The organism is Rhodobacter aestuarii (genome assembly GCF_900156655.1).
Classification (GTDB): domain Bacteria; phylum Pseudomonadota; class Alphaproteobacteria; order Rhodobacterales; family Rhodobacteraceae; genus Rhodobacter; species Rhodobacter aestuarii.
The window spans coordinates 100161-125689 of the sequence record NZ_FTOG01000002.1 but is presented as its reverse complement, the minus strand read 5'-3'; the positions used below and the strand labels follow the sequence as shown (position 1 = coordinate 125689).

Annotated in this window: 22 protein-coding genes; 7 read left to right on the top strand and 15 right to left on the bottom strand. The window is 61.6% G+C overall.

Translation table 11 applies throughout. The features are described 5' to 3' along the window. The 4 genes from tssB to BW967_RS03785 form a co-directional block, all read right to left on the bottom strand. Positions 1 to 519, bottom strand: coding sequence for a type VI secretion system contractile sheath small subunit (gene tssB / locus BW967_RS03800; protein ID WP_076483729.1), 519 nt, complete (start codon positions 517 to 519; stop codon positions 1 to 3). Between the two features lie 108 nt (positions 520 to 627). Beyond that, on the bottom strand, positions 628 to 1935 hold the full coding sequence (locus BW967_RS03795) for a type VI secretion system protein TssA (protein WP_076483728.1): 1308 nt from the start codon (positions 1933 to 1935) through the stop codon (positions 628 to 630). A 128-nt stretch (positions 1936 to 2063) separates the two neighbouring features. Continuing rightward, on the bottom strand, positions 2064 to 3686 hold the full coding sequence (gene tagH / locus BW967_RS03790; protein WP_076483727.1) for a type VI secretion system-associated FHA domain protein TagH: 1623 nt from the start codon (positions 3684 to 3686) through the stop codon (positions 2064 to 2066). Between the two features lie 57 nt (positions 3687 to 3743). Further along, positions 3744 to 4370 (bottom strand): DUF6931 family protein, encoded by a 627-nt coding sequence (locus tag BW967_RS03785; protein ID WP_245826424.1) that lies wholly within the window; start codon positions 4368 to 4370, stop codon positions 3744 to 3746. Between the two features lie 168 nt (positions 4371 to 4538). On the opposite strand from BW967_RS03785, the gene BW967_RS03780 reads away from it, so the two are divergent. Continuing rightward, complete coding sequence (locus tag BW967_RS03780; RefSeq protein ID WP_076483726.1) at positions 4539 to 5351, top strand: Hint domain-containing protein; 813 nt, start codon at positions 4539 to 4541, stop codon at positions 5349 to 5351. Positions 5352 to 5392: 41 nt separating this feature from the next. Beyond that, a complete protein-coding gene (locus BW967_RS03775) occupies positions 5393 to 6544 on the top strand; it encodes an MFS transporter (RefSeq protein ID WP_083951912.1) in 1152 nt (383 codons plus the stop codon). A gap of 5 nt (positions 6545 to 6549) precedes the next feature. Here BW967_RS03775 and BW967_RS03770 read toward each other — a convergent pair whose 3' ends face one another. The 8 genes from BW967_RS03770 to BW967_RS03735 form a co-directional block, all read right to left on the bottom strand. Then, positions 6550 to 7713 (bottom strand): alpha-hydroxy acid oxidase, encoded by a 1164-nt coding sequence (locus tag BW967_RS03770; RefSeq protein ID WP_076483724.1) that lies wholly within the window; start codon positions 7711 to 7713, stop codon positions 6550 to 6552. Positions 7714 to 7849: 136 nt separating this feature from the next. Further along, the gene (locus BW967_RS03765; RefSeq protein WP_076483723.1) at positions 7850 to 8548 is read right to left on the bottom strand and encodes a hypothetical protein; all 699 of its coding nucleotides are present in this window, start codon (positions 8546 to 8548) and stop codon (positions 7850 to 7852) included. A 123-nt stretch (positions 8549 to 8671) separates the two neighbouring features. Then, positions 8672 to 9898 (bottom strand): allantoate amidohydrolase, encoded by a 1227-nt coding sequence (locus tag BW967_RS03760; protein WP_076483722.1) that lies wholly within the window; start codon positions 9896 to 9898, stop codon positions 8672 to 8674. Further along, complete coding sequence (gene allE / locus BW967_RS03755) at positions 9882 to 10697, bottom strand: (S)-ureidoglycine aminohydrolase (RefSeq protein WP_076483721.1); 816 nt, start codon at positions 10695 to 10697, stop codon at positions 9882 to 9884. The genes BW967_RS03760 and allE overlap by 17 nt, the downstream gene beginning before the upstream one ends. Further along, a complete protein-coding gene (locus BW967_RS03750) occupies positions 10697 to 11065 on the bottom strand; it encodes a Rid family hydrolase (RefSeq protein ID WP_076483720.1) in 369 nt (122 codons plus the stop codon). The genes allE and BW967_RS03750 overlap by 1 nt, the downstream gene beginning before the upstream one ends. A 4-nt stretch (positions 11066 to 11069) precedes the next feature. Beyond that, positions 11070 to 12536, bottom strand: coding sequence for a dihydropyrimidinase (gene hydA, locus BW967_RS03745; RefSeq protein WP_076483719.1), 1467 nt, complete (start codon positions 12534 to 12536; stop codon positions 11070 to 11072). Continuing rightward, positions 12533 to 13657 carry an ABC transporter ATP-binding protein gene (locus BW967_RS03740; protein ID WP_076483718.1) on the bottom strand — a complete coding sequence of 375 codons (1125 nt, stop codon included), beginning with the start codon at positions 13655 to 13657 and terminating at the stop codon, positions 12533 to 12535. Before BW967_RS03740 ends, hydA begins: the two co-directional genes overlap by 4 nt. 43 nt (positions 13658 to 13700) lie before the next feature. Further along, a complete protein-coding gene (locus BW967_RS03735) occupies positions 13701 to 14861 on the bottom strand; it encodes an ROK family transcriptional regulator (RefSeq protein WP_076483717.1) in 1161 nt (386 codons plus the stop codon). Positions 14862 to 15136: 275 nt separating this feature from the next. Here BW967_RS03735 and BW967_RS03730 point away from each other — a divergent pair, with 275 nt between their 5' ends. The 5 genes from BW967_RS03730 (at position 15137) to BW967_RS03710 (ending at position 21180) form a co-directional block, all read left to right on the top strand. Continuing rightward, a complete protein-coding gene (locus BW967_RS03730; protein WP_076483716.1) occupies positions 15137 to 16417 on the top strand; it encodes an ABC transporter substrate-binding protein in 1281 nt (426 codons plus the stop codon). Positions 16418 to 16498: 81 nt separating this feature from the next. Then, on the top strand, positions 16499 to 17407 hold the full coding sequence (locus BW967_RS03725) for a carbohydrate ABC transporter permease (protein WP_076483715.1): 909 nt from the start codon (positions 16499 to 16501) through the stop codon (positions 17405 to 17407). Further along, positions 17404 to 18234, top strand: coding sequence for a carbohydrate ABC transporter permease (locus tag BW967_RS03720; protein ID WP_076483714.1), 831 nt, complete (start codon positions 17404 to 17406; stop codon positions 18232 to 18234). The genes BW967_RS03725 and BW967_RS03720 overlap by 4 nt, the downstream gene beginning before the upstream one ends. Positions 18235 to 18313: 79 nt before the next feature. After that, the gene (locus BW967_RS03715) at positions 18314 to 19816 is read left to right on the top strand and encodes a M81 family metallopeptidase (protein ID WP_076483713.1); all 1503 of its coding nucleotides are present in this window, start codon (positions 18314 to 18316) and stop codon (positions 19814 to 19816) included. Beyond that, on the top strand, positions 19813 to 21180 hold the full coding sequence (locus tag BW967_RS03710) for a M24 family metallopeptidase (RefSeq protein ID WP_076483712.1): 1368 nt from the start codon (positions 19813 to 19815) through the stop codon (positions 21178 to 21180). The genes BW967_RS03715 and BW967_RS03710 overlap by 4 nt, the downstream gene beginning before the upstream one ends. A gap of 67 nt (positions 21181 to 21247) precedes the next feature. Here the strand turns inward: BW967_RS03710 and BW967_RS03705 are convergent, their stop codons facing one another. The 3 genes from BW967_RS03705 to trpA form a co-directional block, all read right to left on the bottom strand. Further along, complete coding sequence (locus tag BW967_RS03705; protein ID WP_076483711.1) at positions 21248 to 23629, bottom strand: methyl-accepting chemotaxis protein; 2382 nt, start codon at positions 23627 to 23629, stop codon at positions 21248 to 21250. Between the two features lie 118 nt (positions 23630 to 23747). Further along, positions 23748 to 24641, bottom strand: a complete 894-nt coding sequence (locus tag BW967_RS03700; protein ID WP_076483710.1) for a DMT family transporter — start codon at positions 24639 to 24641, stop codon at positions 23748 to 23750. A gap of 37 nt (positions 24642 to 24678) precedes the next feature. Beyond that, positions 24679 to 25470, bottom strand: a complete 792-nt coding sequence (gene trpA / locus BW967_RS03695) for a tryptophan synthase subunit alpha (RefSeq protein WP_076483709.1) — start codon at positions 25468 to 25470, stop codon at positions 24679 to 24681. Positions 25471 to 25529: the final 59 nt, after the last annotated feature.

Below are 25529 nucleotides of genomic sequence, written 5' to 3'. Positions count from 1 at the left end.
TTAGCTGTCCTTCTCTTCGTCCGCGCCACGCGCCGCGAGTGCGGCCATCAGTTCAGGATCGGCCAGAAGCTTTTCGATCTGCTCCATCGCCTTGGGCTTGCCCGCCATGTAGCGTTGCAGGTTGGCCAGTTGCATCCGCGCCTCAAGCAGCTTTTTCAGCGGCTCGACCTGCATCGCAATTTTGGCGGGGTTGAAATCTTCCATCGTCGAGAAATGCAACTCGACCCCCATCTTGGTCGCGCCTTCCGCGCCAGAAAGTTTGTTTTCTACCATGAAGGAGGTGCCGGGGGCGACATCAGACATATATTGATCAAAGGTCGCGCCGGTCACATCGCGAAATTCGCGCTCTTCGACTTCGGGCTTTTCGACCTTGGAGGCATTGCCCGAAAGATCGGACATCACGCCCATCACGAAAGGCAGCTCGACGAGCTTTTCGCTATCATAGGGGTCTTCGTATGAAATCTGCACGCGGGGCGGGCGATTGCGCTTGATAAAATCAGTGGCTTTGTCGGCGGCCATCGGTGAACCTCCCTTTTATGGATAAAGTGAAACGCATGGGTCGCGTGCGAGTCAACGTAATTCCCGTTAGCGTTGTGCCTTCGGGATGGAATATTGCGTTTTTCGGCCTCATGTTTCTCGTTTTGACAACAATTCGGTGACAAGGGCTTCGAAATCTTTGTCGAGCGAGTTTCTGGCCCGTGTCAGCAGAAGCGGGATTGGACTCGTCGGTTCGTTCGTTCGATACCACGCTTCAACAGCGCGCATCTGTGCGGCGATATCGGCGCGGTTGCGCAAACTGGGCGCTTGCGGCGGGCTGAGCGTGTCTGTTTCCGCCGTCTCGGTGGTTTCTGAAGCCAAGGCTTTCAGCCGATCCATCGAGAGCGAAAAGCCCGAGGCCGGGCCAAAATCCACCGTCGCCTTGCTCGCTTCGGCGGGCAGCAATGTCTCAAGGGCCTCGACCAAAGATTTGCCAATCAAGAGCCGCGCTTGTGTGACCAAAAGGAGCGCAACAGAAGAAGGCTCCGTGCGCGCAAGATGCGCCTCAAGTGCGCTCAAAACCACCTTCACCTGCGCCATGGATTCGATTGCGGGGGCAGAACTCGCCCCGGAAACCGAAGGGGCACGCAGAATAACCTCGGGGGCGCCAGCGGCGGTTTCCGTGCTCGCTGGCTCGGCCTCGGTTTCGGGCGCCGCGGCATCCCCCGCCCAAACTGCCAGCGTGGGATCGGCGCTCGCGATCAACTCTTGCGCCTGCGCAATCGCGGCCAAGGGGCGCGCGAAATCAAGTTGCATCTGTTTGGCGGGGATTTTTGTGCAGATATCGGCGATTTTCGTCAGCGCTGCCGCAGCGCGCGAGAGTGCCTCTTGCGTGGCGGCGGCCTTGGCGCTGTTGCCGGGGCTGCGCAGCATATCCATGATCTGCGCGGCGGTGCTGGTTTCTTCGCCGTCGCGGGCCGAGGCCTCTCCGGTTGCCACCTGATGGCGGCGCAAAGTCACCTCTGCCATGCCATTAAGCGGCAGATATTGGATCGGCATCACCACCCAAGGCGTGCTGGAAAGGCAATCGAGCGCCACGCGCCGCGCCGAGCCGCGCGCAGGCAACGCGGGATGTGCGGCTTCTGGCCAAGTTTCCAGCAGCGCGACCATCGACTCAAGCGCTTGGGCGAATTCTTTCACCCGGCCAGAAAGGATGGCGAAGCGCGCCAAAAGGGATAGCAGGCGCAAATCACGGCTGCGTTTGAGCAGCGCTTCGATCTTGGTGCTTTCCTTGCGATAGTCGATGGACGCCGGGTCGAAGACCTGAGGCATCAGATAGCGTTCGGGGAGTTCCGATTCTGCGGCGAAGTAATATTCAATGAATTCCGCATCGCCCGTCTTTTCTAGATCGGGGCCGCAGGGGGCCTCGTCCGAGATAGGGTCGGTCAACCAGTCCATCGTAATGGTCCCCCCGAAATTCTTGGCCCAAGGGCCCAAAAAGCTAAGTCAATGCCGGGAGCGTCCCCTTTTTCCCGGTTTGGGTCAAGGCTGCATTCGGGGCTTTTTATGGTGTGGCTTTGGCCGGCCTAGCCCGCGCCGTTTCCGCCGCGCCCACCATTTTGCCCCGCGATGCTTTCCATGTATGCGGCGGCGAAATGCATCAAGAAGGCATCAAGGATGCCGTTTTCATGCGGCGCAGTCTTCGCATCCCAGCGCGCGACATAGGTTTCCCAAGCTTTTGCCTTGCGAGACCCGCCTAACAGCCCGCCCTCTGTCACCCCTTCAATATCTTCGGGGGCGAGATCGCCCAGAAGCTGGCTGAGTGCGGGTTGCAGGGCTGCGAACAAAGCCACCTGATGATGGCGCAAATCAACGAGCGCTTCTTGCATGGCGTCAGGGCCTTGCAGAAAACCCGCCCGCGGGCGCAAGAACATCGCTTCCAGCGCATGTTCGACATCGGGCAAGAATTTCAGCGGGTTGTTATGTTCCGCCGTGCGCATGGTGCGGTCGCCACCACGGGTGAATTGCTTGGCTGCAGCACGCAATTGCAGCTGTGTCATCACCTCAGACGCGGTCAACCTGAGCGTCTTGCCCAGTGTCTGCGCCAAGGCTTCGGGGTCGATATCGGCAAAGGCGGCGGGATCTAGCCCTGCCCCGGTGCAAAAGGCACGGACAAGGTCACCGGTTGCCCCCGCGTTGGGCGGGGTATTTGCTTCTTGGGGAAGTCCGGGGGATGCCGCGCCCTGAGGCGGGAGCGAAACCTGCGCAGGCGGGGTAGAGATGTCGCGCGGGGGCACAGACAAAGGCTGCGGTTCCGGCGCGGGGGGCGGACTGCCAAGCCCCGTGACGCCTTCCTCTGAAGGAGGGGGTGGCGGTTGCAAGATCGCGCTTTGTGGCGCGTCCGAAGCGGGCGCTGGTGTCGGGGCCGCGAGCGGCGGTGCGGCGGGCGCAGGGCTTGGTGGGGGGGCTGGCTCTGGCACCGTACCGGGCCGAAACACCGGGTTGGCGACGAAATCATCGGCGAAATCGCCTGCCTGTCCGGGCATCCGCCCGGTCGAAGGGGGCATCGGGGCTGCTTGGCTCGGCGTTGCAAAGGGCTGCGGGGCCGGGCGCGGCATCGGTTGCGAAGCCGGAATCGGGCTGGGCTGCGGCATCGGCGCGGGGGCCGGTTGCGGAGCGGGCGCGGGGGATGGCGTTGGCGCAGGCGTTGCCCAAGGATCGCTTGCACTGGCCGCTGGCGTTGCCGCATCTTGCCCCGGCAGGTTCCAGATCCCACCGGTATAAGCCGCCCCCGGAGGGTCGTACGCGCCCGCCGACGGGTTTGGCGAGGGCATCGACCAAGCGGGTTGAGGGCTCGGCGGTTGCGGGCTGGGCGGCGGTGGCGCGGGGGCAGGTTCCTTGATCAGCGCGACAATCAAGTAATGGCCGACCTGAAACCGGTCCATATGGCGCAACCGATAGGGCTGATCGAGCCGATACCGGCTGCCTTGCAAGAAGGTGCCATTGGTCGAACGGTCGGTCAGCCACCAGCCCCCATCGGTGAAGGAAATATCGAAATGATGGCCGGAAATCATTCGCGACGGGTCTGGCAGCACCCAATGCATGGTCGAATTGCGCCCGACCTGACAGCCCTGCGAACCCACCATGATCCGCACCGGGCCACCGTCGGGTAGACGATCGACGTTCTCGATTTGCAAAACCAGCGGCATCGTCCGATCCTTCACCCCCGCCGATCGGCGTCAGGAACCCCATTTGTGGCCCGTGTTCTAGCCCCTGTAAAGGGCTTCGGCCATGGTGATGAACCGCGCCAGCAGCACCGAACGACGCGACAGATCGGCGCGCGCAAGGCACGACAGCACCGCCGCATTGATCGAACGCGGCGCGCGATGCAGGGGAACCGGCATCGGGTCATTCGGGGCGAGCGGCCCGCCAGACCAGCCCACTGCCAGCGCCAACATCACGGTCGGGGAACGAAAGGGCGCGAAGAGCGCCTCTCGCATAAGCGCAAAGCGGCGATCTTGCGTGGGCTCTGCCGTCCAGCCCGCAATCGCTTCCAAAAGTGGGCGGTCGCGTGACTCAATTTGTTCGGGCAAAAGCCGCAGGCATTCGTAGGCCCACCAAACGGCCAATTGCGGCACCACGGCAAAAGCGGTGAAGGTCACCGCCTCTTCGGGGGTGGTGGAGGACCGCAGCCGCGATAAAAATGCGGCCATTTCTTCTCCTTCGCGCGGACGCGCCTGCACCATTTCCGAAATCTGCGGAATGGCGAGAAACAGCGCTTCTGGCGAGCCATAGCGGAGCATCGTGGCCGGCGGGTGCGTTTTGTCCGGATCGACACTGTCCACCGGCGCGCTGGTTTGGGTAGCAGGAAGGCCCGGAAGGGTTTCGGACATGAAACTGTTTGGATGCTGATGACAAGGTAATTTCAAAAACGCTAGCACATGCCCCCCCAAGCCGTCATGCGCTTTGTGCTTGGTCGGCGGCAATCAACTCATCCTTAAGTTTTTGGGATAATTCTAAGAACACGGGCTGGGACGTATCCGGGGGCAGGGGAGTCACATATGACCGTGTTTCGCGATACTTTCGCCGATGTGTTTCATTTCGACGAACGCATGGCCACGACCGGCCAGCACTTACGTGGGGCGGACGAGTTTCTGGATCTCGCCCAAGGGCTTTACGGTAAAACCGTATTGCAAACCGCGCGCGGTTTGCGCCGAGTCTCTAGCCTGATTGAAGGTGAGGAGGTGCGCACCTTCGCCAATGGAAGCCGGGCGATCCAGGTGATCGAACGCTTCCCGATTGAGCGATTGCAGCATCCTTTGCCGGAGCGGTTCTGGCCGCTTGCGCTGCCTGCTGGGCTTTTGGGCAATAATGATCGGCGGCTTGTCGCGCCCGAGCAATGCTTGCTGTTGCACAGCGAGTTGGCGCAGATCGAGCATGACAAACCCCTGCTGTTGGTGCCCGCCAAGGTGTTGAGCCTTTTGCCGCAGGTGACCACAGTGAACCCCGGCCCGAAGGCCGTGCTGTATCGGCTGCGCTTTGAAGAGCCCGAATTGGTGATGAGCGCCAATGGTGCGGTGCTTTTGTGCGACATCGGCTCGATGTTCGATGATTGGGCCGATCTTGATCCGCATGACACGTTGGCGCATTTGCCGGATGTCGCCGCGCTGCCCTTTGACGAGGCTTTCGACTTGATCCAGCGCGAGATCGAGATTGATGGCGGGATAGAGGCGCATTTTGCCAAACATCTGGAACAAATGAAGCGCTGCGCGGTCTGCACACGGGTGGTGGCCCCGCCCACCCATCACGATCAGGTTGCAGAACCGGCAAGAGCTTGCCGACAAACCTGCCCGCGGGAGTGGGCGGCGGAATAAACCCGTGCTACCGCTAAACCCGAAGATTTCGGGGGGCGGGAATGCGACTAGGGCAAGTGATGCGGGCCAGCCGCGAAACGGGGCTGGCTCTGGCGGGGCTTGGGGCCTTTTGGGGGGCCTTTGCCGCCTATCTTCCTGATTACAAGCTGCGCGCGGGGGTCGATGACGGCACCTTTGGGCTGCTGCTGCTATGCGCGGCGCTGGGCGGGGTTGGGGCGATGGCCTTGGTGCCACGGATCACCGCCAAGCTTGGCGCGCGCTCGCTCAAGGTGCTCGCCTTTGTGTTGGTTGCAGTGACCTTTACGCCCTTGATGATCCACTCTGCCTTGGGGCTTGCGGCGGCGCTGCTGATGATGGGCGCGGCGATGTCGGCGCTCGATATTGCCGCCAATGTGCGGATTTCGGAGGCAGAGCATGACACCGGCCTTCCCTTGATGAACTGGAACCATGCGCTCTTTTCCTTTGGGCTTGGCGGGGCGGCTTTGCTCGCGGGCGCCTTGCGCGGTGCGGGGTTCCCACCTGAGCTGGTCCAGCCCGGTTTGGCCTTGGCGCTGGTGCTTGTGGCTTCGCGGTTGCACGTGGCGAGAGACAGCGCCGGGCCGGAAGCCGATGCGCCGAGCACCGGGCCAAGCCCGATGCCATGGGCGGTTGTTTTGCCGGCGGCTGCGATTTTCTTTGCTGCCTTCGTGACGGAAAACACCACCGAGACATGGTCTGCCCTTTATCTGGAACGTGGGCTTGGCGGTGTGGTGGGGGCAGGGGCTTTGGGGCCTGCCATGTTTGGGCTGGTGATGGGCCTCTTTCGCTTGGGTGGGCAAATGCTGGCCGCGCGGCTGGGTGAAGCGCGCTTGGTGGCCTTTTCCGCCGCAGCCGGGGCCGTTGGGGCGGTGATCACCGCGGCCGCGCCCTCGCTGCCACTCGCCGTTTTGGGGCTTGGCTTGATTGGTGTCGGGGCGGCGGTGGTGGTGCCCTCCACCAATGCGCTTTTGGGTCAACGGGTGACGCGCGCAGCCCGTGCACGGGCGCTGTCGCGCGCGTGGATGATCGGCTTTTCGGGCTTTTTCATCGGCCCGGTGTTAATGGGCGCTTTGGCCGAATGGGCCGGGCTGCGGGTGGTGTTTTTGATGCTGGCGTTGGCGATGGCCGCCGTGGGTCCGGGGCTTTGGGCGCTGATGCGCGCGCCCCGGACCTGAGCGGTTTAGGCGTAGGTTTCAAAGAACCCGTTCGGGATCAGCAAGTTGTCGCGGCTGAGGTCTTGCACCCGTTTTTCGCCACATAGCGCCATCGAGATATCAAGCTCCTTTTGCATCACCTCAAGCGCCTTGGTCACCCCCGCTTCGCCCATCGCGCCAAGGCCGTAAACATAAGCGCGCCCTGCCATCGTGCCCTTGGCGCCAAGGGCCAGCGCTTTGAGAATATCTTGGCCAGAACGGATGCCGCTATCGAGCCAGACCTCGGCCTTGTCGCCCACCGCCTGCACGATTTCTGGCAGCATCCGAATGGCAGACAGTGCGCCATCCAATTGTCGCCCGCCGTGGTTTGAAACGATGATCGCATCGGCGCCAAAATCGGCGGCAACGCGGGCATCTTCGGCATCAAGCACGCCTTTAAGAATGAACTTGCCGCCCCATTGGTCGCGAATGCGCGCGATTTTCGACCAATCCAAGCAGGGGTCGAATTGCTCCGCCGTCCAGCTAAAGAGCGAGGAGGCATCCGCCACCCCTTTGGCATGGCCGACGATATTGCCAAAGAAACGCCGCTTGGTGCCCAGCATCTCAAGGCCCCACTGCGTTTTCATCGCCATATTGATCATGTTCGGCAGTGTCAGCTTGGGCGGCGCGGAGAGACCGTTTTTGAGGTCTTTATGCCGTTGCCCCAGAATTTGCAGATCCAGCGTCAGCACCAGCGCCGAGCAATTGGCGCGTTTCGCCCGCTCAAGGATCGCATCGACAAAGTCTTCGTCGCGCATCACGTAAAGCTGAAACCAGAACGGGTCGGGGGAATGCGCGGCCACATCCTCGATTGAGCAAATCGACATGGTGGAGAGCGTAAACGGCACACCGAATTTGGCGGCGGCGCGGGCGGCTTTGATCTCTCCATCGGCGCGCTGCATCCCCAAAAGCCCAACCGGGGAGAGCGCCACCGGCAAAGCCACATCTTGGCCCGCCATTGTGGTCGCCGTCGAGCGGCCCGACATATCCACCGCCACCTTCTGGCGCAGTCGGATTTGCGAGAAATCCGACACGTTTTCGCGGAAGGTCTGCTCGGTGTAAGAGCCGCTTTCGCAATAATCAAAAAACATCTTCGGCGTGCGTTTGCGGTGCAACTGCTTCAAATCGTCGATGCAGGTAATGACGGTCACTGGGCTCTCCTAAAACTGGTTAGGTGAAATTACCAATCGTAGGGGGATTTGCAAGCAACTGGTCAGGCGCGCTGCGGTCGCAGGTGAGGGGCCCTATGCGCCGTTTCGGGCAGCATAGGGCGCCACGGCTTGCGCCTTAGGCGGCAAAGGTAAAGGCGAAGCTATCCGCTTTGAGAACTTGGGAAAGGTCAAGCTGTTCAGGCTCAGATCCGCTTTGCTTTGCCGCTTCTGCCTCTTTCGGTTCCGCTTCTTCGCTCGTTTGGTCTTTCACGCCTAACGCGGCTGCGATGGCATCACCGATCTCGCCTATAGCTTCTTCGATGGCGTCTTCGATGGGACCGATCGCCCCACCAATCGCGTCGCCAATCGCATCTCCGAGCGAGTCCCCGAACGCCGCTCCAATGCTATCGCCGAAGTAGCCAGCTTTCCCCGTCAAAGTGCTCTGCGCGAGGGCGGCGAGTTGCTCCTCTGACGCACCTTTGGCGGCCAATTCTAGGATCAGGTCGTTCAAGGCGAGGAGTTCTTTAACGAATGCTCCAAACAAGTCATAGGCACTGCCAATGGGCGCTGCGCCTGCAACCTTTCCACTGTCGTCGGCTTCGGTTTCCGAGAGCGCGGCTTGTGCGGCGCTCGTCCCGACCTGTGCGAGGCCCTGAACGGTGCTCATAAGGCCTGCTCCTCCGGAGGCGATACTCCCGGCGCTGTTTGCTACTGTACTCAAGCTCAGGGCATCCAAGCCCCAATCGGCGGCAGTCGTCTCGGCCAGTGTGTCCATAAGCGCTTCGACGTATTGCGCTTCATCGGTCAGGGCGGGGCTCTCAAACAGGTCATACATAGCGGGTCTTTCCTTTGTCACGGTTGGCCCGGTTTTTGGGCGATCCGTGGCAGTGTGTAAGGCTATGGAAAACCTATCAATTCCCCCGTTGGGGACTTGACCTTTGGGGCAAAATTTGTGTCGCTATGCGGTTAGGTGATGGGCGAGATCGCGCAAGGTTTCGGCCAGTATGGCAATCGCCGGGGCCACGTCTTGCGTGTCAATCGCTTCGTCTGGGTGATGACTGATCCCACCCCGGCAACGCATGAACAACATGCCGTAATCGCAGATCATTTTCATATGCGCGCCATCATGGCCTGCACCGCTCGGTAGAACCGGCGGGGCGGCGCCCATCATGCGCTTGGTGGCGCGCGAAAGGCTTGCCATCAACTGTGGCGCGCAGGCGCTGCTGTCGGATTGGCTGGTGATGTCGAGCGCGGCGCTGAGCACGCGCCGCTTGGCGATCTGCGCAATCTCATACTGGATTTGCGCGCAGGCTGCTGCGCGTTTGTCATTCTCAAGCGCACGCAGATCGAGGCTCAATTCCACCGCGCCGGGGATGGTGTTGGTGCCGCCGGGGCGCACCGTGCATTGACCGACCGTTGCCACCACATCGGGGCCTGCCGCACGCTCAATCGCCAAAATTATCTCTGCTGCGCCGGTGAGCGCATCTTGGCGCAGCGCCATGGGCACCGTGCCCGCATGGCCCGCTTGCCCGGTGACCACAATCCGTCCGCGTGTGGCGCCCGCAATGCCGCTCACCACGCCAAAAGGCACCCCGGCTTGTTCCAGCACCGGGCCTTGTTCGATATGGAGTTCCAGATAGCCAAAATAGGCCCTATGGCCAGCAGCGGCTTCGCTAATCCGATCCGGGTCGAGGCCAAAATCGCTCAGTGCTTGCCGGGCGGTGATGCCATCTGCATCGCACAACACCAGCCCACCCTCGCGGTGGCCGCCCGCAAGCGATAGGCTTCCGGCCAAAGAGGTGCCAAAGCGCGTGCCCTCTTCATCGCCAAAGCACAGAATTTCCACGGGGAAGGGCAGGGCGTCGCCTGCCATTTGCAGCGCTTCCATTGCGGCGATGGCTGCCAGAACGCCCAACGGGCCATCATAAATGCCCCCATCGCGCACCGTATCAAGGTGCGAGCCAAGCGCGAGCGCCGGGCCGGGCCCGCCCCAGCGGCCAATCAGATTGCCCGCCGCATCCATACGCACCGAGGTGGCACCCGCCTCGCGCAGCCAGCGCGCCACCAGATCATTTGCGGCGCGCATTTCCGGGCTAAAGGCGAGCCGGGTCATTTTGCCCGGCTCCGCCGTGATCGCGGCCAGCTCCGCCAGCCGCGCCAAGGTCCGCTCAGCCAAAGCTGACATCGCGGTTCACGTCTTTATAAAGCAGATAGGCGCTTTCATCCCAGCCGGTGGCATAGAATTGCTGCGGCACCCAGGGGCCCATCCAGATGTAATCCTCGGCCCAGACCTCGTGCCAATCACGGTCAAGCAGATACATGCCCTGACCTTTGAGCAAGAAGAGCGAATGCTCCATGATATGGGTTTCGACCGAGGGGAAATGCGTGCCGGGCGCGAAGCTGAGCACGTTCATTTCCATGTCAAAGGCCAGATCATCGGGCAGCAGATGCTGCCAGCCACGGCCCGGATTGCCGGTGTGGTTGACCTTTTCCACTTGCGCGATGTTCGAAACGACCGGGCCGGGCGTCGCCAGACCTTCGGCGGGCACATACGGCCGGTAGAATTCGAGCACGCGGGCGGTGCGGTCGCCTTCGTTCTTGAGCGTGAACGATACCCCGGGCGGCAAATAGGCATAGCCGCCCTCGGTCAGTTCATGGCTTTCACAGAACCCTTCGATGCCGAGATTGAACGTGCCTTCTTGCACCAGCAAGAAATGCTGCAGCCCATCATTTCGGGGGCGCGAGGTGCCGCCACCCGGCGCGACCAACAGCATCGTTTGCACGAAGCCCGCGCCCATTTTGGGGCTGGCGAGAAAGCGCACGATGGTGCCCGCATAATCGGGCATGCGGCTGTCGAGCACGCCTTCGGGGGGAAGCAGCGCATAGTTGCGCTCGACCGCGCCCCGGAAATAGGCGGTGGCGCCCGGCGCGCAAGTGCGCGCCTCCAAGGGCAGGATCGAGCGGTGGAAGTTCAGTTTCGGCATTATTCGTCCTCGGGCATCACGGCGGTGACGATCAATTCGACCAGATCGCCTTCGGGCATCCGGCTTTCCACGAAGGAGCGCACCGGGCCCCGGTCGGACGGCACCCACTTGCCCCAAAGCTGGTCGAAAAGCGGCTTGTTGTCGTGATCGGTCACCACCACCTCGGCTTTCACCAGATGGGTTTGATCGGTGCCCGCCGATTTCAAGATGCGTTCAATCTTGGCGAAGACATCAAGCGTTTGGCCCGTGAAATCGGCGGTCACATCATCGGCCGAGGCCACCGCCCAAACGAGCTTGCCGCCGCCGGGGAAGGTGAGAATGTTGAGTTCCGATTTGCTGGGCGGGATCGGGCTGCGTTGAACCGTCATGATCTTACTTCTTTTCTTGCGGTGGGAGTTTGGCGGCGTTGAAGCCGTTGGGAGTGATGCCGCGCGGCGTGGCCAGCTCATAGGCCTCACGCTTGAGGAATTGGCCTTGGCCCGGCTCGGCACAGACAACGCCGTCTTTCATCGACAGCTTGCCGCGCAGATAGGTCGCCACCGGCCAGCCGGTGACTTCCATCCCCTCATAGGGGGTGTAATCGACGGCATGTTGCAGCAAAGCATTGGTGATGGTGACTTTGCGGTTGGCATCCCACAGCACGATATCGGCATCCGAGCCCACGCCAATTGCGCCTTTTTTCGGGTAAAGCCCAAAGATCCGCGCCGGGTTGGTGGCGGTCAGGCGGGCAAAGGTTTCCAGATCGATCCGGCCTTTCGACACCCCTTCTGAGAAAACGAGCGGCATACGCGAACCCACCCCCGGAACGCCGTTCGGGATTTGGCTGAAATCGGCATCCGTGCCGTTCACCTCTTTGGAGTTTTTCGGGCCAGAGAAGAAGAAGGCGCTGTGGTCCGAGGAGATCACATCAATCACGCCACGGCGGATGTCATCCCAAAACGGTTCCACATTGGCCGGGTCGCGCGGTGCCGGAGAGCACATGTATTTCGCGCCTTCGCGGCCGGGGCGATCCATGTCTTTGGCGCCGAGCACAATGTATTGCGGGCAGGTTTCGCCCCAGACTTTCAGGCCGCGTTTTTGCGCGCGCTCAATCTCTTCGGCGACCTCGTGGCACGAGACGTGAAAGATTTGGATCGGCGTGTCGACCAGTTCCGCCAAGCAAATGGTGCGGTAGGTGGCCTCACGTTCCACCACCTCGGGGCGCGACCACGCGTGATATTTCGGCTCGACCATGCCTTGCGCCAGAAGCTGTTCGGTCAAGAAGCCAATCGCGTCGTAGTTTTCGCAGTGCACGGTGACCATGCAGCCTTCGCGGTGGGCGGCGGCCAGAACGCGCAGGAATTCGCGGTCGGTCAGATGCGCGTCTTCATAGGTGAGGAACACTTTGAGCGAGCGAATGCCCGCCGCAACCACCATCGGGATGTCTTCAAGCACGACTTTGTCGGTCGGGTCCGAGATGATCTGGTGGAAGGTGTAATCGGCAAGCGAGGTCTCGCCGCGACGCAGGCTTTCGGCAAACACATCGGCGATTTCTTCGCCCGCATGTTGCGAGATGAACGAGATGATCGAGGTGGTGCCGCCGGCCAGCGCCGCACGGGTGCCCGAGATCATGCTTTCCGCACCGTGGCCGTTTTGCGGGTCCACTTGGTCGATGTGGCAATGGCTATCCACGCCGCCGGGCAGGGCGATCAGGCCGCTTGCATCCACCACTTCGGTGCCCTCAAGCGCCTCGCCCAAGGCGGCGATCCGCTCGCCGGTGATGCCAATGTCACATTGGCGCGGCCCCCCCTCGGTGACGACAGTCGCACCTTTGATGACAAGATCGTAATTCGGGCTCATTGGGAGGCACTTTCAGTTGTGGGCGTCGCGGCATGGGCCACGACAAGGTCGGTTTCAGGGTCAAGGAGGTGGCAGCGTTCCAGCCGCGGGGTGACGGTGAGCCGGTCGCCGGGGCGCACCTCGGACATCGGATCAAGCCGCATTGCGCAGCTTTGGCCGTCGATTTTGAAAAACGCGAGGATCTCTTGGCCCAAGGGTTCGATCAGATCGATCGTGATGCCAAAGCCGGGCGCGCCCTCTTCGGCCAAAAGCAGGTCTTCGGGGCGCACGCCAAAGGTCATGGTGCGGCCCAGATGCGCGCCATAGGCCGGGATGCGCTCGGGCAATACGGGCAGAAGCGTGCCATCGCTGAGTTCCAGTTGCGGGGCCTCTGCGCTGCCCGTCACCTGCGCTTGGATCAGGTTCATCGAGGGCGAGCCCACAAATTGCGCCACAAAAGCGGTGCGCGGGTGGAAGTAAAGCTCTTGCGGCGTGCCGACTTGCTCAATCAGCCCGTCTTTCATCACCACCACGATATCGGCGAGCGTCATCGCCTCGGTTTGGTCGTGGGTGACGTAGATCGTGGTCGTGGGGGCGACTTGGTGCAGCCGCTTGATCTCGGTACGCATTTGCACGCGCAGCTTGGCATCAAGGTTGGAGAGTGGCTCGTCATAAAGAAACACCGCCGGGTCACGCACCATTGCCCGGCCCATCGCAACGCGCTGGCGCTGCCCGCCCGAAAGCTGGCGCGGTTTACGGTCCAAAAGCGCGGAAAGCTCAAGCATGTCAGAGATCTTCTGCACCCGCTCTGCGATCTCGGCTTTTGGCATTTTGCGCTGTTGCAGGCCGAAGGCGATGTTGTCGCGCACCGACATATGCGGGTAGAGCGCGTAGTTTTGGAACACCATCGCAATGTCGCGTTCCGCAGGCGCAAGGTGGTTGACGGGGCGGCCATCAATTTCGACCGTGCCGGTGCTGATGTCTTCGAGCCCTGCGATCATCCGCAAGGTGGTGGATTTGCCGCACCCCGAAGGGCCGACAAAGACGACGAAGGCATGATCGGGGATCTCTAGGTCGATCCCGCGCACCGCTTGCGCAGTGCCATAGCTCTTCGTGACTGATTTGAGGGAGAGTGTTGCCATGGGAGGGGTCCGTGTTCGAGCGTGGGAGGGCGACGGGAGCCAATTACCAAGGGCCGGGTTTTTGGCCGTCGAGAGAGGTGAAGCCTTCGAGCGCCAGCGCCACCGCCCCAACCGGGGTTTCTGCGGCGCTGATATCGGAGACGAGGATCTGCGTGTTTTGCAGCGGCGCGCGCATGGCCAGCTTTGCCAGTTCTTTGCGCGCGGTGATTTCGGCATAGGGCCAGATGCGGCCCACGATCCCGCCCAGCACAATGGCCGAGGGGTTGAAAATATTGACGATGTCGGAAAGCGCGCGGCCCAGATGGCGGCCTGAATCCTCAAACAGATCAAGGATCGGTGGGGCGCCGTCTTTGGCGGCGCGGATCAGTTCTTCGACATTGCGCACCCGCAACGATCGTTGCGCGGCGGCCAAAAGCGCGGGCGCAGCGATATAGGCCGACAGGCAGCCTTGTGCGCCGCAGCCGCAAATCCGGCCATCGGGCACCACTTTGATATGGCCCAATTCGCCGCCAAAGCCCGAAGCGCCGCGATAGGGGCGGCCATCCAAAAAGATCCCGCCGCCAAGGCCAAGCCCGCCGTCGATCATCACAAAATCGGTCAGCTGCCCGCATTGGCCAAAGAGATACTCGGCCATCGCGGCAGCGTTGGTGTCATTGTCGATATAGACGGGCGCGTCGATCTGGTCGCGCAGCAGGTTGCCGATATCGGTTTCATACCAATCAAGGCTCGGCGCATGGGCGAGCCCGCCGCTTGATTCCACGAGCCCCGGCAGGGTGATGCCAATGGCGCGGATCTCATCTTGGCTGCGGGAGATCTCATGGCAAAGCGCGCCAATCGCGTGGCGCAGATCGGTTGCCAGTGCGGCCGGGTCGGTCGGCAGCGGCTGGCTCCATTTGCGAATCGGTGTGCCATCAATGCTGGCCGCGACGATCGCCATCTGTTCAAACTCAAGGTGCACGCCAATCAGCAAGCCATTGTCGGCAGAAAGCCGATAGTTGGCCGAGGGGCGCCCGCGCTTGCCGGTTTCTTGCGCCGCATCCGATTCGACAAAGCCAATGTCTTCAAACGCGCGCAGAATCGCCGAGACGGTGGACTTGTCGCAGCCGGTCAAATCCGTCAGGCCACGCTTGGTAATACCGGGGTTTGCCCGCAGCGCATGGAAGATGCGCGTCGCATTGTATTGCCTGACATAGGATGGGTGCACGGTGGCGAACCTTTTTTCTGTGTGTCGTCATAACTCCGCTGAAAACGCCGCCGAAGCCAAGATTTCGGCCGAATTTTTCTGACGTCACATCAAAAATAGACATGTTAGCGCCAAAAATATGCAGATATGGCGAAAAAATGCTCAAAAATAGGGCTTATCGTGTATGGTGTTGGAATATTTATGATTGGTGTCGTGATAAATCTTGTGTCTGCTGCCTCGGATGGCAGGCATGTCTGCGGGGACCAACTGAGAAGCCCAGCAGGAGATGGTAAAATATGACGACCCTCAAACAAAATGCGCTCGCGACCGGCGCTGTCCTTCTTGCCCTCGCAAGCCCCGCGATGGCGCAAGAGGCCGAAGTCTGGACCTATTGGGCCAGCGGCGCGGAAGCCAACGCCCTGACCGCGTTGATTGGCGTCTATGACGAACAATACCCGGGCGCACCGATTGGCACCCGCGTGATCACCGGCAACACCGCCGAGATGCGCCGCGCCCTGCAAACCGCCTTCCTTGGTGGGCAGCCCCCGGCAGTCTATCAATCGGGCATGGCGCAAGAGCTGAAAAGCTTCGCCGATGCGGGCCGGATCGCGCCGCTTGATGATGTTGTCTCGGATGTCCCGGGCTTTGCCGACATCGCCGATGGTGTGCGCCGAGTCGTCAGCGTGGATGGCCACCTTTACGGCGTGCCGCTGAACCTGCACGTGGTTTCGAACGTCTTCTACAACAAAGCGATCTTCGACGAGCTTGGGCTCGAAGTCCCCACCACGGCAGAAGAATTTGACGCCGTGGCCGACAAAATCGAAGCCGCTGGTTACCAAGCGATGGGCAACGCCGGTGGCCCGGGCTGGACGCTCTATACCTTCTACAGCTTCCTCTACAACGCGCTGGGCCAAGACGGCTACTACGCTTTCGGTTCGGGCGAGATCCCCTTCACCGATGCGCGTGTGAAAGCGGCGCTGGCCTCGTGGACCGATGCCTATGCCGATCACTTCATGGATGACTGGACCGGCTACACTTGGTCCGACACCGGTGCCAAATTCGCCGAAGGCGAAGTGGCCATGTATCAAATGGGCGACTGGCTCTCGGCCTACCTTGCTGATGCGGGCTGGACCGAAGGCGAGCAATACGGCTTCTTCCCGGCGCCGGGCATGGATGGCGGCGTTGTCATGCAAATGGACCTGATGGCGCTGACCAGCGGTGTGGAAGGCAAAGCGGCTGAAATCGGCAAAGATTTCATGCGCGCGGCGGCTTCGCCCGAAGGCCAAGCAGCGTTCAACACGGTCAAAGGCTCGGTGGCGGCGAACCCGCTTGCCAGCAGCGCCGGTTACTCGGCCTATGGTCAAGCCGCGTTTGAGGAAATTCAGGCGGCGAGCCCGCGCGGTGCGGTTGTGCCGAACATGAAAAACCTCCTGCCGGTGCGCCTTGGCGACGAATTCGGCACGCTGGTTTCGGCCTATGCCGCTGACCCGTCGCCCGAAGCCGCTGAAGAGATGCTCGAAACGCTCGAAGATATGCGTGTCGAGGTCAAAGAAGCCGGCGAATTCGTGACCTGGTAAAATCCTTTGGTGCAGGCGGCGATATGTGCCGCCTGCACCTGCCCCATTTCCGCCCCTCCGCCGAAACGACCAGAGGCCATCATGCCGATCAAAGGACCGCGCGATCACCGGGCCCAGAAAGCGTTGACCTACACGCTGTTTCTGGCGCTGCCCGTGACTTTCTTCCTGACCGCTTATGTCTATGCGGTGGGCTACACCGGCTTCGTGTCGCTGCATTCGTGGGATGGGATCTCCCCCACGATGCGCTTTGTCGGGCTTGATAATTACGGCTCGTTGATGGGCCAGTCGCGGTTTTGGCACGCGGTTGCCAACAACCTGAAGTGGCTCGCTTTCTACTTGGTTGCCCCCAGCACGCTTGGCCTTGCACTCGCGCTTTTGGTCGATGGCAAGCTGAAGGGCGAAGGCGTGATCAAGACGCTGATCTTCCTGCCCTATATCATCACCCCCGTGGCGGTGGCCGCTGTGTGGCGTTGGCTTTACCTGCCCGATGGCGGCCTTGTGAACACCGTGCTCGACGGCATCGGTCTTTCGGGCGTGGCCTCCAACTGGCTCGGTGATCGCCATATTGCCTCTTACTCGGTGATGGCGGCCGCGCTTTGGAGCACGACGGGCTTTTCCTTCCTCGTCTTCTTCTCGGGCCTGCGCTCGATCCCGGCAGAGCTTTTTGAAGCCGCGCGGATTGATGGCGCTTCGGCCTTCACGATCTTTCGCCGCATCACCATCCCGCATCTGTGGCCCTCGACCGTGCTCGTGCTTGGCCTTTTCGGGATCGAGGCGATGCGGCTCTTCGACCTTGTCTGGTCAATGACCGGCGGCGGGCCCTCGCGCGCCTCCGAAGTGTTGGCCACCCAGCTTTATGACGTGGCCTTTGCCACCTTCCAAATGGGCAAAGCCAGCGCCATTGGCATCGTTCAGCTGTGCCTCGCGGCGGTGCTGATCCTGCCCTACATCGCCTATATCACCCGCAACGTCGAGGAGGCCGCCGAATGAGCCTTGCTCCCGCCGCGCCGCTGCGCCCCGCGCGTGTCCTGCGCTATGCCGCCGCCATCTTTGTTTGCGTGCTGTTCACCGTGCCGCTTTTGGTCACGCTCAACACCGCCTTCAAAACGCCCGCTGAACTGACGCAGGTTCTGTCGCTCCCCTCGGAACCGACGCTCGAAAACTTCCGCATTGCGGTGGCCGAGGTGGGGCCCGCGGTGCTCAACAGCTTGATGATCACGATTCCCTCGGTGGTGCTGTCGGTGCTGATCGGGGCGATGGCGGCCTATCCGCTTTCGATGATGGACCCGAAAAAGGGCCGCTGGATCTATTTCTTGCTGCTCTCGGGCATGTTCGTGCCGTTCCAGATTGTGCAGATCCCGGTCTTCTTCGTGACCCGCGCGATTGGGGTTTACAACACGATCCCGGGCCTGTGGTTGGTGCACGTGGCCTATGGTGTGCCAATCTGCACCTTCTTCATGCGCAACTTCTTCGCCACCGTGCCGCGTTCAATCTATGAAGCGGCGCAGGTCGATGGCTGTGGTCCGGCGGGCTATTTCTTCAAAATCCTGATGCCCGCCAGCTTCACCGGGATCGCGGCGCTTGCCATCGTGCAAAGCCGCTCGGTCTGGAACGACCTTCTGTTCGCGATGACGCTGACCGCCAGCGATGATGTGATGCCCGTGACCGCAAAACTCAACGGCTTTGTCGGCGCCATTCAGGTGCAGCATGGCCCGCTCATGGCCTCGGCCATCCTGACCGTTCTGCCGATGCTTCTGGCGTTCTTGCTGTTCCAGAAAGCCTTCGTGCGCGGCCTGCTCGGTGGCAGCTCGAAATAAGTTTGAAAGTGAAGACGTGCCCTGCGCGGACCCAGTTTTGGGGCTGCCGCCCCGGGCACAATGAAAAGGACCGCAGAAAATGCGTATAGCCGTTACCGGGATCTCTTATGAAGCCCTGTTGCGTTCGCCCGTGCCCACTACCACGATGGAGGTGCAACGCGGCGAAAAGATGATCGGGCTTGGCCTGTGGATGATCCGCGGCATTGAAGAGCGCTTGGCCAAGGAAACCGATGTTGAATTGGTGCCGATCCTGTGGGGCACGGCGCTGCCCGGTGGCGGCTTCACCCGCGAGATTTATGAAACCGTGCGCGATGAGGCGGTGGCCGGGCTGCGCGCAGCGGGGCCGCTCGATGGCGTGATCGTGGTCAACCACGGCGCGATGGAAGTACGCGGGCTCGACGCGCATCCCGATAGCGACTTTCTCAATCACGTTGCCGAAGCGGTGGGCAAAGATGTGCCGATTGGTCTGTGCCTCGATCTGCACGGGCAAGTGACGCAAGGGATGCTGGACCGGATCAGCGCGCTGTCGGTTCTGCGCACCGCGCCGCACCGCGATGACCAATCGACCGGCTATCGCTGCGCCGAGCAACTGCTTGAAGTGATCCGCACCGGCCAACGCCAGCATATTGCGCGGGTTCATGTGCCGATCCTGCTGCCCGGTGAAATTTGCGTCACCACTGCCGAGCCCTCGCGTGAAATCTATGGCTCGCTGCCTGATTATGACGCGATTGACGGCATGGTTGAGGCCAACTTGCTGGTCGGTTTTGCGTGGAATGACCAGCCGTGGATCGGGGCGAGCGCCATTGGCCAATCGCGCCGCTCGATGGAGCAAGCGCGCGAAGTGGCCAGTGATCTGGCGCGTCGGGTCTGGGCGAACCGCGCCGAATACAAGCTGCGCATGGAACATGCCGAGGTTGAGGCGGGGCTGACGCTGGCGGCTGAGGCGCCCGAGCGCCCGCTGTTCCTTACCGACTCTGGTGATAACACCACCGCCGGGGCCTCTGGCCATTCGACGGCGATGTTGCAAGCCATTCTGGATCGTCCGGAATTGGAAGATGTGGTCGTGGCTGGCATCACCGCGCCGGGCATTGTTGCCGCCTGCGCTGCGGCGGGCGAGGGGGCAACGATCACGCTTGACCTTGGCGCCGAGCATCAACCCGCTGGCGGTCCGCGCCGTCAGGTGGAAGCTGTGGTGGAAGCGGCGAGCGACCAATTGCAGCCCGACGGGTTCCAACCCTATCTGCGCAGCGGCGGGGCTTGGGCGCGGGTGCGCATCGGCCATGTGATTGCTACCTTCCACGATGCCTCGATCGGGATCACTACGCCCGCCCATTTCCAGATGATGGGCATCGCGCCGACCGATCACCGCATCTATGTGGTGAAACTGGGCTATCTGCACCCGCAATTGGAAGACATCGCCGAGCGGTTCATTTTGCTTCTGTCCGATGGCGCCTCGGCGCTCGATGTCACGCGGCTGGAATACAAGCTGCTGCCGCGCCCCTGCTACCCGCTTGATCCCGATATGAATTGGGATGTGACCGAGGCGTCGATTGCCACCAACGCCGTTGAGGTGGAGGCATGAGCATCGTCCTGAAATCGCTCTCTGTTCCGAGCTTTGGCACCCCCGCGCGTTGCCCGGAAATCCCGACAGAGGTCTATGCCGCGCGATGCGATCAACTCTTCGCGGCGGCGGGCACGGATTGGGTCGCGGTCTATGCAGACCGCGAGCACCTTGCCAATATCGCCTTCCTCACCGCTTTTGAGCCGCGCTTTGAAGAGGCATTTTTGCTGCTTGGTCCGGCGGGGCGGCGGGTGCTGATTTGCGGCAATGAAAGCCGCGATTACGCACCGCTGTCGCGCCTGCCCGGTGTTGAAGTTGTGCTGTGCCAAAGCTGCAGCCTGATGGGGCAAGACCGTTCTGTTGCTCCGGCACTGTCGGTTGTCTTGGCCGAAATTGGTGTCAAAACCGGTGACAGCATTGGCGTTGTGGGGTGGAAATACCTCTCGGGCGCGGAGTGGGGCGGGGCAGCGCCAAGCTTCCATGCCTCGGCCTATTTTGTGGATTCGCTGCGCGCGGCGGTTGGCCCGCAAGGCACGCTCACCGAAGCGACCCCGATCTTGATGCACCCCGAAACCGGGCTGCGGGCGGTGGTCGATGTGCACCAAATCGCGGCTTGGGAATGGGGCGCCGCGCGTGCCTCTGATGCGGTGTGGCGGATCGTGCAGGGCGTCCGCGAGGGCGATGATGAATTCACTGCCGCCGCGCGCATGGGCTATATGGGCGAAGAACTTTCGGCCCATGTGATGTTTGCTTCTGCCCCCCTTGGCACGCCGGTGGTTGGGCTGCGCAGCCCGCGCGGGCGCAAGCTGCAAAAGGGCGATGGCGTCACCACGGCGGTCAGCTATTGGGGTGGCCTGTCCTCGCGTGCCGCGCTGTTTGATACCGAAAACGACGCTTTCCTTGAAAAGGCCAAAGGCTATTTTGCGGGGCTTATTCGTTGGTATGAAACCGCGAAAATCGGCGTGACTGGCGGCGAGATTGACGCTGCCGTGCGCGAAACGCTGGCGCGATCGGACCTCAAGCCCGCGCTGAACCCCGGCCACCTCGTTGGCCATGATGAATGGCTGCACACGCCGATCACCCCCGGCTCCACCGAGAAACTGCGCTCGGGCATGCCGTTCCAAGTGGATGTGATCCCGGTGCCGATGCCGGTGGGCCAAGCGCTCAACAACGAAGATGCGGTGACCTTTGCCGATGCCGAGATGCGCGCCGATCTGGCGCGGCTCTACCCGGAGGTGGCCGCCCGGATCGTCGCGCGGCGCGTGTTCATGGCGGATGAAATCGGTGTGGCGCTTGACGACTGCATCTTGCCGATGAGCAACACGCCGCTGTGCCTCGCGCCGTTTTGGCTGGCGTCGGATAAACTACTGGTGCGCGCCTCCTGACGGGGCACGCACCGGGTTCGCCTCGTGAAACGCAGGTCCCCGCGTCTCACGAGGCGTATCTTCAAGGTTAGGCGACCCTTGAGTTCGTCTCTTGGACCTTTTCCCAGCCACGGAACCGGGCAATCAGCGTGCCCAAATCGCCCACGGCGGTGGCGAGCGAACTGGTCGCAGCGGTTGTTTGTTCAAACATCGCGGCGTTTTCTTGCGTGGCAGTATCAAGTTGACCCAAGGCACGGGTCACTTCGGAAATGCCCTGCTCTTGCTCGCTGGCGCTTGAGGCAATTTCGGTGACGCGCAGCGAAATATCGGACACAGCGCCCGAAATGCTTTCCAGCGCTGTGCCGCAATCGCGCACCAGCGTCACGCCTTCGCGGACCTGACTGCCACTGTCGGCGATCAGCGAGCCGATTTCTGCGGCCGATTCAGCGGCGCGTTGGGCAAGGGCCCGCACTTCCGAGGCCACAACCGCAAAGCCGCGCCCGCTTTCGCCCGCTCGCGCGGCTTCAACGCCTGCGTTCAGCGCCAGAAGGTTGGTTTGGAAGGCGATATCATCAATCACCCCAATGATCCGCGTGATTGCATCGGAGGAAGCCTCGATCCGCTGCATCGCTTCAACGGCGGCGCGCATCGTTTGTTGCGAGCGCCCGGCCCGGTCGCAGGCCTCGTTTGCCAAAGTGCGCACGCTGTTAATGCTCGAGTTGGTATGGGTGACCGTGCTCAGCATTTCCTGCATCGCCGATGAGGTTTCATCCAGCGAGGCGGCAGAGGATTCGGTGCGCCGCGACAGGTTGAGCGCCGCATTCGCGATATCATCACTGTCGGTTCGGATGGTGCTGGCAGCGATCGAGATTTCCGTCACAATCTCGCACAGGCTATTCACGGCGGCGTTAAAGTCCATCCGCAGCGCCTTGTAGCTTTCGTCAAAGAACTGCTCGATCGAGACATCTAGCTGCCCATCTGCAAGCGCCCGCAGTGCCGCGCTCAGCGCTTGGATCACCTGTTTCAGGGCGGCATCCGCGCGGGCGCGCTCATCATCAATCGCGGCGCGTTGCGCATCTTCGGCGGCGCGTTGCGCCTCTTCGGCCTCGCGGGCGCGCTCTTGTTCTGCGCGTTCGCGCTCCGCCTCTTTCAAGATACGTTGCCGTTCACGCTCTGCACTTGCTTCGCGTTCGGCGGCAAGGCGGGCATCGGTCTCGCGCGCCTCCACCAAGGCAAGGCGGAACTGTTCCAGCGTGCGGGCCATCCGGCCAATTTCATCGCTGCGATCGCGATGCGGCACATCGTGATCAAGTTGTCCTTGGCCGACTTCGCCCATCGCCGAGGTCAGTTCCGTGAGCGGAGTGCTGATGGAGCGCGAAAGCCGGATCGCAAGCGCCGCTGCGGCCGCCATCACCAAGGCACCAATCGCCATGAAGGTCCATGTCATGCGCCAAAGCGGGGCAAGCAATTCGTTCGAAGACTCGCTCGTCAAAAGCGCCCATTGCGTGTTGAGGAAGGTGAAAGGGCGATAAGAGATGAAACGGTCACCGGCGCTATCGTTGACCCGAATCACCCCGGTTTCGCCCGCCAAAGCCGCGCGCACGGCGGCATTGTCTTCGCGGGTGGTCAGGATGTCATCTTGCTCGGTCGCCAAAAGGTCAGAGCGCAAAAGCAGATCGGCCCCCAGGAGGTAGGCGGCTTTTGAATCGGTGCCATCGGTCACCCGTTGCACCGCCATGTTCATCGCCCGGATGGGCAGCTGAATCGCAATCACCCCGAGTCGGGTGCCCTCGGCGCCTAAGACCGGGGCGGCAATAAAGGCGGCGGGCGCATCTGCGCTGGGGGAATATGGCGCAAAATCACGAAACGCCGCCGCGCCATCTGCGGGCAGGTCCATCGCTTCGCGGAACACCGCGCCAAGGTCGGTATCTTTCCATTCGCCCGTGTTCAGATTGGTCGCGAAATCGAGTTCCTTGAACACGGTGTAGACGATGTTCCCCGCCGTATCGATCAGGAAAATGTCGTAAAATCCGCGCTCTGCAAGCCGCGTGGCAAGGCCGGGATGCACATCCGCATGCAGCGCATCATAGGCGCTGCCATCTTGCGCACTTACAAGCAGGTTCTTTTCGCCCAGTGGGTTGGGGTTGTCATGGATATAGGTTTCTTGCAGCGCTCCAAGCGCATCCGGCAGCGCGGCATAAGCGCTAGAAAAGTCGTGCAGCGCACGCTGAATCGAACGGTCTTGCGCCATCGACAGAAGATCCGCCCGTGTGCCATTGAGCAGCAATTCCAGCGCCTGTTCGGGGCCGCGCGAAAGGTTCGCCAGCGTGTCTTCTGAACTGTTGATAAGGGACTGGCGGGTGATCATCCAAGCCGGGACAGCCGTGCACAGCGTTGCCACAAGTGCGATCAGCGTCATCATCATCGGCAAGCGCCGGGACAGATCCGGCATATTCATCTTGGAAAACATAGAGGTCCTCGTACCGAACTACTAGGTTGGCTGAGTGCAACTTAAGGATGAAAACTTAAGATGCTCCGAAGATGGATCATTCTTTGTAAGGCACGAAATTGAGGGCAGATTGGCTTGTTTAAAGCTGTTTGCGGGGTGCCGCGCGTTGGGTGGGCCAAATTTCCAACACCCCGGCAGCAAGGATCAGCCCACCGCCCAAAAGCTCAAACGCGCTCATCCGTTCGCCCGCAAGGAGCGCCGCAGAGAGGGTGCCGACCAGCACCTCGCTCATCAGCAAAATACTCACCCGCGCGGGGTCAAGCCGCACCGCCGCCCACATTAGTGCCGCCAGCGTGAGCCCCCACCAAAACCCGCCTGCTGCAATGGCAATCAGGGCCGTAGCTCCCGGATGCGCAATCTCTGGCAATGGCGGCGGTGCGAAGATCAGCGCCAAGGCAAGCGCCGTTGCGGTGGCCCCAAAGGCAAAGACCAACGCCGCCTTGGCCGGGGCGAGGGGCGGTTTGACGCGAATGCCCGTGGTGGAGATCGACCAAAGAAACCCTCCCAGAAGCGACATCACCTCGCCTGCATTTTCCGGCAGGGGCGACCCATCGGCCCCCATCAAGATCGCAAGCCCTGAAAGCCCCGTGACAATGGCTGCAATGCGCAAAGCCGAGATCGCCCAGCCCATGATAAAGCGGCCAATCAGCGTGCTCCAGACTGGGCTGAAGAACCACAACAGGATGATCATCGCCACCCGGCCTTGTACAAAGCCAATGGAGTAAAGCGCAAAGGCTGCGCCCCCCAAAGCGACAAAGGCATAAGAACTGAGCGGGGCAGAGGGGGCCGAGCGCCCAAACCGGGCAAAAGGCACAATCAGCAGGGAAGCGGCAAGGGTCATTGCAACCGTGCCCCAAGCACCCGCAAGCCCGTTTGCGTCCAGTGCGCGGACAGAGAGCCAATAAAACCCCCAAGCCACGCCCGTTGCCAACACAATGAGCGAGGCCAAGCTTGTGGTGCGATCAAGCGACATGCGCAGCCCTTTCCCAAAGGTCAGAGGCGCGGAAGTCTCAGGCCGAATGGGCGCCTTTGGCAAGGGCGGCGACCACTTCAAGCACCTCAGCAGGGCTTTTGCCCGCGCCGATTTCCTTGACGATGGCCGAGCCCACCACGCAACCATCGGCGACGCTGGCGATAGTTTGCGCGGCGTCGGGCGTGGAAATCCCAAAGCCCACAATGAGCGGCAGATCGGTCGCCGCTTTGATCCGTGCCACCTCGGGGGCTACGTCGTTCACCTGCGCGGCCTGCGAGCCGGTGATCCCGGTGACAGAGACGTAATAAACAAAGCCAGAGGTGTTTTGCAGCACTTTGGGCAGGCGCTTGTCATCGGTCGTTGGCGTGGCAAGGCGGATGAAGTTGATCCCCACCTCCGCTGCTGGGATGCACAGTTCGGCATCTTCTTCGGGCGGCAGGTCCACAACGATCAGCCCGTCAATCCCGGCCTCTTTCGCATCGGCCAAGAACTTCGCCACGCCGCGATTATAGATCGGGTTGTAATAGCCCATCAGCACGATCGGCGTGGTGTCATCGGTCTTGCGGAACGCGGTGACCATATCGAGCGTCTTTTGCAGCGTTTGCCCGCCATCAAGCGCGCGTTGTCCGGCCAACTGGATCGTCGGGCCATCTGCCATCGGGTCGGTGAAGGGCAGGCCTAGCTCGATAATATCAACCCCTGCCGCTGGCATTCCGGCCAGAATTTCGGCCGAAGTTTCCAGATCCGGGTCCCCGGCCATGATATAGGCGACAAAGGCTTTCTTGCCCTCGGCCTTGAGCGCGGCGAATTTGGCGTCGATACGAGTCATGGCGTTCCCCCGAATATGCTTTTGGCGGTTTGCAGAAAGCCCGCGCGAAAATCAATGGC